Below are 12,410 nucleotides of genomic sequence, written 5' to 3'. Positions count from 1 at the left end.
GTAATCTTCCTGCTTGTCAGGATTTCAGCCAAGTAGGGGTATAGCTCAATTGGCAGAGCGTCGGTCTCCAAAACCGAAGGTTGGGGGTTCGATTCCCTCTGCCCCTGCCACCCAACAGGACGAGTAAGTCGTTCAGGATCTTGGGTCCTGTCTGTTGAGTGTTATCAGGCCCGCCGAAGTCTTCGAGACTTCTGGTGGGCTTGCGTGTCTGGGGCTTTCGGGTTCTGGTCTCGCCCACAAGTCAAGCATCTTCTGGTATCTCATGGCCACTTCCGAAGTACAAACCGTCAACACAGGTGCCGACAAGGCCAAGCTGGCGGTTGCCGTCGCCTTGCTTCTGGGTGCATTTGTCGCGTTCTACCTTTTGTCCGCGCAAGGTGCTATTGCGCAATGGGGTGCCCTGATCGTGGGTGTTCTGGCTGCGGTGGCGGTGTTCGGTGTGTCCGAGTCTGGCAAGCAGCTGGTAGCGTTCGGGCGCGATTCCTGGCGAGAAACCAAGAAGGTGGTTTGGCCGGCCCGCAAAGAAGCGATCCAGATGACGGCCTATGTGTTCGCCTTCGTCGTGGTGATGGCGCTTTTCCTCTGGCTGACCGACAAGACCCTGGAGTGGCTGTTCTACGATCTGATTCTGGGGTGGAGAAAATAATGAGCGAAAACAACAGTCTGCTGGGGACGCCGACGGAAGGCATGCGCTGGTATGTGGTGCATGCCTATTCCGGCATGGAAAAAGCTGCCGAGCGCAACATCGTCGAGCGCATCAACCGGGCTGGTATGCAGGACAAGTTCGGTCGCATCCTGGTGCCGACCGAAGAGGTGGTTGAGGTCAAGAACGGCCAGAAACGCACCACCGAGCGCAAGTTCTTCCCTGGCTACGTGCTGGTGGAAATGGTGATGGATGACGATACCTGGCACTTGGTGAAACACACCAACAAGGTGACCGGTTTCGTCGGTGGTGCCAAGAACCGGCCGGCGCCGATCTCTGAAGAGGATGTGCAGAAGATCGTCAGCCAGATGCAGGAAGGTACCGACAAGCCGCGCCACAAGGTGGAGTTCGTGGTGGGCGAGTACGTGCGCGTCAAGGAAGGCCCGTTCACCGACTTCAATGGCACCGTCGAAGAGGTCAACTACGAAAAGAACAAGCTGCGTGTCTCGGTGACCATCTTCGGTCGCGCCACGCCGGTCGAGCTCGAGTTCAGTCAGGTCGAGAAGACCTGATGTTTTTGGCCGCAGGCGGTTTCACCCGGCGCCCGCGGCTTCCGTCCTTTCCGGGTTTCAACCGCGAGGAGGTTGTCTTCATGACAGCCGTCTGCACTCGCAGGAGCTAAAACATGGCGAAAAAAATCGTCGGCTTCATCAAGCTGCAAGTGCCAGCTGGTAAGGCCAACCCCTCCCCCCCGATCGGTCCGGCGCTGGGTCAGCGCGGTCTGAACATCATGGAGTTCTGCAAGGCATTCAACGCCCAGACCCAGGGCGTCGAACCCGGTCTGCCGCTGCCGGTGGTGATCACCGCCTTCGCGGACAAGAGCTTCACCTTCATCATCAAGACCCCTCCGGCCACGACGCTGATCAAGAAGGCGATCAAGCTGGACAAGGGTTCTCCGGTGCCCAACAAGCAGAAGGTCGGCAAGATCACCCGCGCTCAGCTGGAAGAAATCGCCAAGACCAAGATGAAGGACATGACCGCTGCCGACATCGACGCAGCCGTCAAGACCATCGCTGGTTCTGCCCGTTCGATGGGCGTGATCGTGGAGGGCGTGTGACATGGCCAAGCTGACCAAGAAGCAAAAAGCCTTTGAAGGCAAAGTCGACAGCAACAAGCTGTATGCCCTGACCGACGCTCTGGCGATTGTCAAGGAGTGCGCCAACGCCAAGTTCGACGAATCCATCGACGTGGCCATCCAGCTCGGCGTGGACGCCAAGAAGTCGGACCAGGTGGTGCGCGGTGCCGTCGTGATGCCCAACGGCACCGGCAAGACCAAGCGCGTGGCCGTGTTCGCCCAGGGGGCCAAAGCCGAAGAAGCCAAGGCCGCTGGCGCCGACATCGTCGGCATGGACGACCTGGCTGCAGAGGTCAAGTCCGGCAAGATGGACTTCGACGTCGTGATCGCCTCTCCCGACGCGATGCGCGTGGTCGGTACCCTGGGTCAAGTGCTGGGTCCCCGTGGCCTGATGCCCAACCCCAAGGTTGGCACTGTGACGCCCGACGTGGCCCAGGCTGTGCGCAACGCCAAGGCCGGTCAGGTGCAATTCCGCGTGGACAAGGCCGGCATCGTGCACGGCACGATCGGCCGCCGCTCGTTCGACGCCGACAAGCTGCAAGGCAACCTGGCAGCCCTGATCGACGCGCTGAACAAGGCCAAGCCGGCCACCAGCAAGGGTGTGTACCTGCGTAAGGTGGCGGTGTCGTCGACCATGGGTGTGGGCGTCCGCGTGGACACCCAGTCCATCTCGGCGTAATCGCAAGAGATTCCCGGGGCGCTTCGGCGTACCGGGTGTGGTGGGCCCGCCCGCCGGCCGCAAGGTCAGCAGGTGGGGCCATCCAAGACCGCTGGTGTCAATGGCTCCCCGGATCCGGAGACTTAATCGGAGAAAGCCAGCGCAGATGGCGATCCCGCTGCAGATGGAACCCGTTTCCCTCAACAGTTGGTCGCTGCAATGAAGCGTGTGGACGGGCGCAAGCCCCAAGCACATTGAAGGAGTAGACCTTGAGTCTGAATCGCAGTGAGAAAGAAGCGGTCATTTCCGAAGTGACCAGCCTCGCCGCAAAAGCTCAAACGCTCGTGATGGCGGAATACCGCGGCATCACGGTTGCTGCCATGGACCAACTGCGCGTGAAGGCACGCAGCAGCGGTGTCAGCCTGAGTGTTCTGAAGAACACGCTGGCGCGCCGCGCTGTGGCCGGAAGCCCGTTCGAAGTGGCCGGCGACCAGATGACCGGTCCGCTGATCTACGGCTTCTCCGAAGACGCTGTGGCCGCCGCCAAGGTGGTGGCCGAGTTCGCGAAGACCAACGACAAGCTGGTCATCCGCGGTGGCGTTTACGGCGGCAAAGTCCTGGATCAGAACGGCGTGAAGCAGCTCGCCAGCATTCCTTCGAAGGAAGTGCTGCTGGCCCAGCTGTGTGGCTTGCTGAAGTCGCCGATCTCCCGCACCGCCGTGGTGCTGGGTGCCCTGGCGGCCAAAAAAGGCGAAGGCGCTGCCGCTCCGGCAGAAGAAGCTGCTGCAGCCTGATCGGCGCAGTGAGTTCGTTTAACCAATTGTTAGGAAATCAAAATGGCATTCGATAAAGACGCATTTCTGACGGCGCTGGACAGCATGACCGTCATGGAACTCAATGACCTGGTCAAGGCCATTGAAGAGAAGTTCGGCGTGTCCGCCGCAGCCATGGCTGCTCCGGCCGCTGGTGGTGGCGGTGCCGCTGCCGCAGCTGCTGAAGAGAAGACCGAATTCAACGTCGTGCTGACCGAAGCCGGCGCCAACAAGGTGTCCGTCATCAAGGCCGTGCGCGAAATCACCGGTCTGGGTCTGAAGGAAGCCAAGGATCTGGTCGACGGCGCTCCGAAGAACGTCAAGGAAGGCGTTGCCAAGGCCGACGCCGAAGCCGCCGTCAAGAAGCTGGTGGAAGCCGGCGCCAAGGCCGAACTCAAGTAATTCGGTTCTGGTCAGGGGCTGGAGTGCTCGAAAGGGCCTCCAGCCTTTGGTGCTTTCAGAACACCGATAAGCAGATTCGCAGAGTCTTCTTATCCGTGTCTTCTGACCCCGACTGCAGAAGACCACTTGGTCCGGGCCTGCGTGCAACGCGCAGGTCGTCCGCCAACGGCAGGTAGTGGCCTGCCGCCAAGCCCGTCACCCGCCGCCTTGAGAGCGACGGTTTGGCTGATCAGTCGCCGCAGACCTCAAGCCCGGAGATCTCATGGCATCCGCATCGAAATATTCCTACACCGAACGCAAGCGCATCCGCAAGAGCTTTGGCAGCCGCGAGAATGTGCTCGCGATTCCCTACCTGCTGCAGATGCAGAAGGACGCCTACACCGCGTTCCTGCAGGCCGACACCGCGCCCAAGAAGCGCACCGCTGAAGGCCTGCAGGCCGCCTTCGAAGCCGCCTTCCCCATCGTCTCGCACAACGGTTTTGTCGAGATGAAGTTCGTCGAATACAACCTGGCCAAGCCAGCGTTCGACGTGCGCGAGTGCCAGACCCGCGGTCTGACCTTCGCTTCCGCCGTGCGCGCGCGCGTGCAGCTGATCATCTACGACCGCGAGTCCTCGACCGCCCAGTCCAAGGTGGTCAAGGAAGTGAAAGAGCAAGAGGTCTACATGGGTGAAGTGCCCCTGATGACCGACAAGGGCTCCTTCATCATCAACGGCACCGAGCGTGTCATCGTGTCGCAGTTGCACCGCTCGCCGGGTGTGTTCTTTGAGCACGACAAGGGCAAGACGCACAGCTCGGGCAAGCTGCTGTTCTCGGCCCGCATCATTCCCTACCGCGGCTCCTGGCTGGACTTCGAGTTCGACCCCAAGGACATCCTGTTCTTCCGTGTCGACCGCCGCCGCAAGATGCCGGTCACCATCCTGCTCAAGGCCATCGGCCTGACGCCGGAAACCATCCTGGCGAACTTCTTCGTCAACGACCACTTCCGCCTGATGGACAGCGGCGCCCAGATGGCCTTCGTTTCCGAGCGCCTGCGCGGCGAGGTGGCCCGTTTCGACATCACCGACAAGTCGGGCAAGGTGGTGGTGGCCAAGGACAAGCGCATCACCGCGCGCCACACCCGTGAGCTGGAGCAGTCGGGCACCACGCACATCAGCGTGCCGGAAGATTTCCTGATCGGCCGCGTGGTGGCCAAGAACATCGTCGATCCGGACACCGGCGAGATCATCGCCAAGGCCAACGACGAGCTGACCGAAGCCCTGCTGAAGAAGCTGCGCTCGGCCGGCGTGCAGGAACTGCCCTGCATCTACACCAACGAACTGGACCAGGGCGCCTACATCAGCCAGACCCTGCGCACCGACGAAACCGTCGACGAGTTCGCTGCCCGCGTGGCCATCTACCGCATGATGCGCCCCGGCGAGCCGCCGACCGAAGACGCCGTGCAGGCCCTGTTCCACCGCCTGTTCTACAACCCGGACACCTACGACCTCTCGCGCGTGGGCCGCATGAAGTTCAACGCCCGCGTGGGCCGCGACGAAGCCACCGGGCCGATGGTGCTGTCCAACGACGACATCCTTGCCGTGGTCAAGATCCTGGTGGACCTGCGCAATGGCCGCGGTGAAGTCGACGACATCGACCACCTGGGCAACCGCCGCGTGCGCTGCGTCGGCGAACTGGCCGAGAACCAGTACCGCACCGGTCTGGCGCGTATCGAGAAGGCCGTGAAGGAGCGTCTGGGTCAGGCCGAGCAAGAGCCGCTGATGCCGCACGACCTGATCAACTCCAAGCCGATTTCCGCGGCCCTGAAGGAGTTCTTCGGCGCGTCCCAGCTGTCGCAGTTCATGGACCAGACCAACCCGCTGGCCGAGATCACCCACAAGCGCCGCGTGTCGGCCCTGGGCCCGGGCGGTCTGACCCGCGAACGCGCCGGCTTCGAGGTGCGCGACGTGCACGTGACCCACTACGGCCGCGTCTGCCCGATCGAAACGCCGGAAGGTCCGAACATCGGCCTGATCAACTCGCTGGCCCTGTACGCCCGCCTGAACGAGTACGGCTTCATCGAGACCCCGTACCGCCGCGTGGTGGACGGCAAGGTGACGAACCAGATCGACTACCTGTCGGCCATCGAGGAAGGCAAGTACGTCATCGCCCAAGCGAACGCGACGCTGGACGCCGAAGGTCGCCTGACCGGTGACCTGATCTCTGCCCGTGAGAAGGGTGAATCCATCCTGACCCCGGCCGACACCATCCAGTACATGGACGTGTCGCCGGCGCAGATCGTGTCGGTGGCCGCTTCGCTGGTGCCCTTCCTGGAGCACGACGACGCCAACCGCGCACTGATGGGCGCCAACATGTCGCGTCAGGCCGTGCCCACACTGCGTCCGGAAAAGCCGCTGGTCGGCACCGGCATCGAGCGCGTGGCCGCGATCGACTCCGGCACCGTGGTGACCGCCCGCCGCGGCGGCGTGGTGGACTACGTGGACGCCACCCGCATCGTGATCCGGGTCAACGACGCCGAGGCCGTGGCTGGCGAAGTGGGTGTGGACATCTACAACCTGATCAAGTACCAGCGTTCCAACCAGAACACCAACATCCACCAGCGCCCCATCGTCAAGCGCGGCGACAAGCTGGCCAAGGGCGATGTGATCGCCGACGGTGCGTCGACGGACCTGGGCGAGATCTCGATCGGCCAGAACATGCTGATCGCCTTCATGCCCTGGAACGGCTACAACTTTGAGGACTCGATCCTGATCAGCGAGCGCGTGGTGGCCGACGACCGCTACACCAGCATCCACATCGAGGAACTGGTGGTGATGGCGCGCGACACCAAGCTGGGCGCCGAAGAAATCACCCGCGACATCCCGAACCTGGCCGAGCAGCAGCTCAACCGCCTGGACGACTCCGGCATCATCTACGTGGGCGCCGAAGTGCAGCCTGGCGACGTGCTGGTGGGCAAGGTCACGCCCAAGGGCGAGACCACGCTGACGCCGGAAGAGAAGCTGCTGCGCGCGATCTTCGGCGAGAAGGCCTCCGACGTGAAGGACACCTCGCTGCGCGTGGACCAGGGCTCGCAGGGCACCGTGATCGATGTGCAGGTCTTCACCCGCGAAGGCATCCAGCGCGACAAGCGCGCCCAGCAGATCATCGACGACGAGCTCAAGCGCTTCCGCCTGGACCTGAACGACCAGCTGCGCATCGTCGAGGCCGACGCCTTCGACCGTATCGAGAAGCTGCTGACCGGCAAGGTCGCCAACGGCGGTCCGAAGAAGCTGGCCAAGGGCACCAAGATCGACAAGGCCTACCTGGACGAGGTTGAGAAGTACCACTGGTTCGACATCCGCCCGGCGGAAGACGACGTGGCCGCCCAGCTGGAGTCGATCAAGAACTCCATGGAGCAGACCCGCCACAGCTTCGACCTGGCCTTCGAAGAGAAGCGCAAGAAGCTCACCCAGGGTGACGAGCTGCCGGCTGGCGTGCTCAAGATGGTCAAGGTCTATCTGGCCGTCAAGCGCCGCCTGCAGCCTGGCGACAAGATGGCCGGCCGCCACGGCAACAAGGGTGTGGTTTCCAAGATCACCCCGGTGGAAGACATGCCCCATCTGGCCGACGGTACCCCGGTCGACATCGTGCTGAACCCGCTGGGCGTGCCTTCGCGCATGAACATCGGTCAGGTGCTCGAAGTCCACCTGGGATGGGCCGGCAAGGGCCTGGGCCAGCGCATCGGCGACATGCTGCAGCGCGAAGCCGCGATGACCGAAGTGCGCGGGTTTCTGGAGCAGATCTACAACGCCACCGGCCGGAAGGAAGACCTGTCTGAGCTGTCCGACGACGAGCTGCGCGTGATGGCGCAGGAGTTGACCAACGGGGTCCCGTTCGCTTCGCCCGTGTTCGACGGCGCGTCCGAACAGGAGATCATGGACATGCTCAAGCTGGCCTATCCGGACGACGTCGCCAAGGCCAAGGGCCTGACCGAGACCCGCACCCAGGCGCAGCTCTACGACGGTCGCACCGGCGAAGCCTTCGAGCGCAAGACCACCGTGGGCTACATGCACTACCTCAAGCTGCACCACCTGGTCGACGACAAGATGCACGCCCGTTCCACCGGCCCGTACTCCCTGGTCACCCAGCAGCCGCTGGGCGGCAAGGCCCAGTTCGGTGGCCAGCGTTTCGGTGAGATGGAAGTGTGGGCGCTGGAGGCCTATGGCGCTTCCTACATCCTGCAGGAAATGCTCACCGTCAAGTCCGACGACGTGCAGGGCCGCACCAAGGTGTACGAGTCCATCGTCAAAGGCGAGCACTCGATCGACGCGGGCATGCCCGAGTCGTTCAACGTGCTGGTCAAGGAAATCCGTTCGCTCGGTATCGACATCGAGCTGGACCGCTCCTGATTCACTGAAGAAAAGGAAAGCAATTCATGAAATCCTTGCTCGACCTGTTCAAGCAGTTCACGCCCGACGAACATTTCGATGCGATCCGCATCGGCCTGGCCTCGCCGGAAAAAATCCGCTCCTGGTCCTTCGGTGAAGTCAAGAAGCCCGAGACCATCAACTACCGCACGTTCAAGCCCGAGCGCGACGGCCTGTTCTGCGCCAAGATCTTCGGCCCCATCAAGGACTACGAGTGCCTGTGCGGCAAGTACAAGCGCCTCAAGCACCGCGGCGTGATCTGCGAGAAGTGCGGCGTTGAAGTCACGCAGACCAAGGTGCGCCGCGAGCGCATGGGTCACATCGACCTGGCCGCACCCTGCGCCCACATCTGGTTCCTGAAGTCGCTGCCTTCGCGTCTGGGCCTGATCCTGGACATGACGCTGCGCGACATTGAGCGCGTGCTGTACTTCGAAGCCTATGTGATCGTCGACCCGGGCATGACCCCGCTGAAGAAGTTCGCGATCATGTCGGAGGACGACTACGACGCCAAGCGCAAGGAATACGGCGACGAGTTCATCGCCAAGATGGGCGCCGAGGGCATCAAGGAACTGCTGCAGGCCATCGACCTCGACATCGAGATCGAGAAGCTGCGCAACGACCTGACCGGCTCCGAGCTGAAGATCAAGAAGAACGCCAAGCGCCTGAAGGTGCTGGAAGCCTTCAAGAAATCCGGCATCAAGCCCGAGTGGATGGTGCTGGACGTGCTGCCCGTGCTGCCGCCGGACCTGCGTCCGCTGGTGCCGCTGGACGGCGGCCGCTTCGCGACCTCCGACCTGAACGACCTGTACCGCCGCGTCATCAACCGCAACAGCCGTCTGCGCCGCCTGCTGGAACTCAAGGCCCCTGAAATCATCGCCCGCAACGAAAAGCGGATGCTGCAGGAAGCCGTGGACTCGCTGCTGGACAACGGCCGCCGTGGCAAGGCCATGACGGGCGCCAACAAGCGCGCCCTGAAGTCGCTGGCCGACATGATCAAGGGCAAGAGCGGCCGCTTCCGCCAGAACTTGCTGGGCAAGCGCGTCGACTACTCGGGCCGTTCCGTCATCACCGTGGGCCCGACCCTGAAGCTGCACCAGTGCGGTCTGCCCAAGCTGATGGCCCTGGAGCTGTTCAAGCCCTTCATCTTCTCGCGCCTGGAAGCCATGGGCATCGCCACCACCATCAAGGCGGCGAAGAAGGAAGTCGAATCCGGCACGCCGGTGGTGTGGGACATCCTGGAAGAGGTCATCAAGGAGCACCCGGTTCTGCTGAACCGTGCGCCCACGCTGCACCGCCTGGGCATCCAGGCCTTCGAGCCGATCCTGATCGAAGGCAAGGCCATCCAGCTGCACCCGCTCGTCTGCGCGGCGTTCAACGCCGACTTCGACGGTGACCAGATGGCCGTGCACGTGCCGCTGTCGGTGGAAGCCCAGCTGGAGGCCCGCACCCTGATGCTGGCCTCCAACAACGTGCTGTTCCCGGCCAACGGCGAACCTTCCATCGTGCCCTCGCAGGACGTGGTGCTGGGTCTGTACTACGCGACCCGCGAGCGCATCAACGGCAAGGGCGAAGGCATGGTCTTCGCCGACCTGGCCGAGCTGCAGCGTGCGCTGGACAACGGCGTGGTCGAGATCACCGCCAAGATCAGCGTGCGTCTGACCGAGTGGACCAAGAACAAGGAAACCGGCGAGTTCGTGCCCTCCACCAAGCTGGTGGACACGACCGTGGGCCGTGCCCTGCTGTCGGAAATCCTGCCCAAGGGCCTGGCCTTCGAGGTGCTGAACAAGGCGCTGAAGAAGAAGGAAATCTCCAAGCTGATCAACGCTTCCTTCCGCAAGTGCGGTCTGAAGGAGACCGTGGTCTTCGCCGACAAGCTGCTACAGAACGGTTTCCGTCTGGCCACCCGCGCCGGCATCTCGATCTGTGTGGACGACATGCTGGTGCCCAAGGAGAAGGCCGGCGTGATCGAGCGCGCCGAAGCCGAGGTGAAGGAAATCGCCCAGCAGTACGCCTCCGGTCTGGTGACCGCCGGCGAGCGCTACAACAAGGTAGTGGACATCTGGGGCAAGGCCGGTGACGAGATCTCCAAGGTCATGATGGCCCAGCTGGCCAAGCAGAAGACCATCGACGCGTCGGGCAAGGAAGTCGACCAGGAATCGTTCAACTCGATCTACATGATGGCCGACTCGGGCGCCCGCGGTTCCGCGGCCCAGATCCGCCAGCTGGCCGGCATGCGCGGCCTGATGGCCAAGCCGGACGGCTCCATCATCGAGACCCCCATCACGGCGAACTTCCGTGAAGGTCTGAACGTGCTGCAGTACTTCATCTCCACCCACGGCGCCCGGAAGGGTCTGGCCGACACGGCGCTGAAGACGGCGAACTCCGGTTACCTGACACGCCGTCTGGTGGACGTGACGCAAGACCTGGTGGTGAACCAGGAAGACTGCGGCACGACCAATGGCACGCTGATGCGCGCCATCGTCGAGGGCGGTGAAGTGATCGAGTCGCTGCGCGACCGCATCCTGGGCCGCACCACGGCCGAGGAAGTGATCCACCCCGAAACCCGCAAGGTGTTGCTGGGCGCCGGCGTGCTGCTGGACGAAGACATGCTCGACGACCTTGAGGCCGCTGGCGTGGACGAAGTGAAGGTCCGCACGGCCCTGACCTGCGAGACCCGCTTCGGCATCTGCGCCAAGTGCTATGGCCGCGACCTGGGTCGTGGCGGTCTGGTGAACATCGGCGAAGCGGTCGGCGTGATCGCTGCCCAGTCCATCGGTGAGCCCGGCACGCAGCTGACCATGCGCACCTTCCACATCGGTGGTGCCGCGTCGCGTGCGGCCGTGGCCTCCAGCGTGGAAGCCAAGTCCTCGGGCGTGATCGGCTTCAACGCCACGATGCGCTACGTGACCAACACCAAGGGTGAACTGGTGGTGATTGCGCGTTCCGGCGAAATCATCATCCACGACGAACACGGTCGTGAGCGCGAGCGTCACAAGGTGCCTTACGGTGCCACGCTGTCGGTCAAGGCCGACCAGCAGATCAAGGCAGGCGCCATCCTCGCCAACTGGGACCCGCTGACCCGACCCATCATCACGGAATTCGCCGGTACGGTGAAGTTCGAGAACGTGGAAGAAGGTCTGACGGTGGCCAAGCAGGTCAACGACGTGACCGGTCTGTCCTCGCTGGTGGTGATCGATCCGAAGCACCGCGGCTCCGCCAAGGTGGTGCGCCCGCTGGTCAAGCTGCTGGATGCCCAGGGCCAGGAAGTGAAGATCCCCGGCACCGATCACTCGGTGACGGTGGGCTTCCAGATCGGCGCGCTGCTGGAAGTGCGCGACGGTCAGGACGTCGGCCCCGGCCACGTGCTGGCGCGCATCCCGGTCGAAGGCCAGAAGACGCGCGACATCACCGGCGGTCTGCCACGGGTGGCCGAGCTCTTCGAAGCCCGCAGCCCGAAGGACAAGGGCATGCTGGCCGAGATGACCGGCACGGTGTCGTTCGGCAAGGAAACCAAGGGCAAGGTCCGCCTGCAGATCACCGATCCGGAAGGCAAGGTCTGGGACGAGCTCATCCCCAAGGAAAAGAACATCCTGGTGCACGAAGGCCAGGTGGTCAACAAGGGCGAGAGCGTGGTGGACGGTCCGGCCGATCCGCAGGACATCCTGCGCCTGCTGGGCATTGAAGAGCTGTCGCGCTACATCGTCGACGAGGTGCAGGACGTCTACCGTCTGCAGGGTGTGAAGATCAACGACAAGCACATCGAGGTGATCGTTCGCCAGATGCTGCGCCGCGTCGTGGTCGAGAACCCGGGCGATTCGTCCTACATCGCCGGCGAGCAGGTCGAGCGTTCGGAGATCCTCAACACCAACGACGCCCTGCGCGCCGAAGGCAAGATCCCCGCGACCTACTCCAACGTGCTGCTGGGCATCACCAAGGCCTCGCTGTCGACCGACTCGTTCATCTCGGCCGCTTCCTTCCAGGAGACGACCCGCGTGCTGACCGAAGCCGCGATCATGGGCAAGAAGGACGAGCTGCGCGGCCTGAAGGAAAACGTCATCGTCGGCCGCCTGATCCCCGCGGGCACCGGCATGGCGTATCACGAAGCCCGCAAGGTCAAGGAAAAGATGGACGACGAGGAGCGTCGCGCCATCGCCGAGGCCGACGCGCTGTCGCTGGCCGCGGACCAGGCCGAAGCCGCCGGTTCCGGCGAAGCGTCGGAATAAGCCGGCACCAGGACGGAACCGCCGTCCGATCCTTCAACGCCCCCGGTCGTCAGGCCGGGGGCGTTTTTCATGGGCGCTCCACACCGGGGTGGTCAGGGGCTTGGGCTATATTGCGCACGCCCGCCGGGGCGG

At 63.3% G+C, this 12,410-nt stretch carries 8 protein-coding genes and 1 tRNA gene; all 9 read left to right on the top strand.

Annotation, left to right across the window (positions count from 1 at the left end; translation table 11 throughout):
* Positions 1-34: 34 nt before the first annotated feature.
* A tRNA-Trp gene (locus tag HPS01S_RS20265) sits at positions 35-110 on the top strand.
* A 152-nt stretch (positions 111-262) separates the two neighbouring features.
* Positions 263-646 (top strand): preprotein translocase subunit SecE, encoded by a 384-nt coding sequence (gene secE / locus HPS01S_RS20260; protein WP_066160545.1) that lies wholly within the window; start codon positions 263-265, stop codon positions 644-646.
* Positions 646-1,215: a transcription termination/antitermination protein NusG gene (gene nusG, locus HPS01S_RS20255; RefSeq protein WP_066160542.1), complete on the top strand. Its 570-nt coding sequence runs from the start codon at positions 646-648 to the stop codon at positions 1,213-1,215. Before secE ends, nusG begins: the two co-directional genes overlap by 1 nt.
* A 113-nt stretch (positions 1,216-1,328) precedes the next feature.
* Positions 1,329-1,760, top strand: a complete 432-nt coding sequence (gene rplK, locus HPS01S_RS20250) for a 50S ribosomal protein L11 (protein ID WP_066160539.1) — start codon at positions 1,329-1,331, stop codon at positions 1,758-1,760.
* A gap of 1 nt (position 1,761) precedes the next feature.
* Complete coding sequence (rplA, locus tag HPS01S_RS20245; RefSeq protein WP_066160536.1) at positions 1,762-2,457, top strand: 50S ribosomal protein L1; 696 nt, start codon at positions 1,762-1,764, stop codon at positions 2,455-2,457.
* A 248-nt stretch (positions 2,458-2,705) separates the two neighbouring features.
* A complete protein-coding gene (gene rplJ / locus HPS01S_RS20240) occupies positions 2,706-3,230 on the top strand; it encodes a 50S ribosomal protein L10 (protein ID WP_066160532.1) in 525 nt (174 codons plus the stop codon).
* A 42-nt stretch (positions 3,231-3,272) separates the two neighbouring features.
* Positions 3,273-3,650: a 50S ribosomal protein L7/L12 gene (gene rplL, locus HPS01S_RS20235; RefSeq protein ID WP_066160529.1), complete on the top strand. Its 378-nt coding sequence runs from the start codon at positions 3,273-3,275 to the stop codon at positions 3,648-3,650.
* 262 nt (positions 3,651-3,912) lie between these two features.
* Complete coding sequence (gene rpoB, locus HPS01S_RS20230) at positions 3,913-8,037, top strand: DNA-directed RNA polymerase subunit beta (RefSeq protein WP_066160527.1); 4,125 nt, start codon at positions 3,913-3,915, stop codon at positions 8,035-8,037.
* Positions 8,038-8,063: 26 nt separating this feature from the next.
* Positions 8,064-12,278 (top strand): DNA-directed RNA polymerase subunit beta', encoded by a 4,215-nt coding sequence (gene rpoC, locus HPS01S_RS20225; protein WP_066160524.1) that lies wholly within the window; start codon positions 8,064-8,066, stop codon positions 12,276-12,278.
* Positions 12,279-12,410 lie beyond the last annotated feature (132 nt).

This window comes from Hydrogenophaga pseudoflava NBRC 102511 (genome assembly GCF_001592285.1).
Taxonomy (GTDB): Bacteria; Pseudomonadota; Gammaproteobacteria; order Burkholderiales; family Burkholderiaceae_C; genus Hydrogenophaga; species Hydrogenophaga pseudoflava.
Note: the sequence above shows the minus strand (reverse complement) of the source record. Positions and strands in the feature narration are given on the sequence as shown.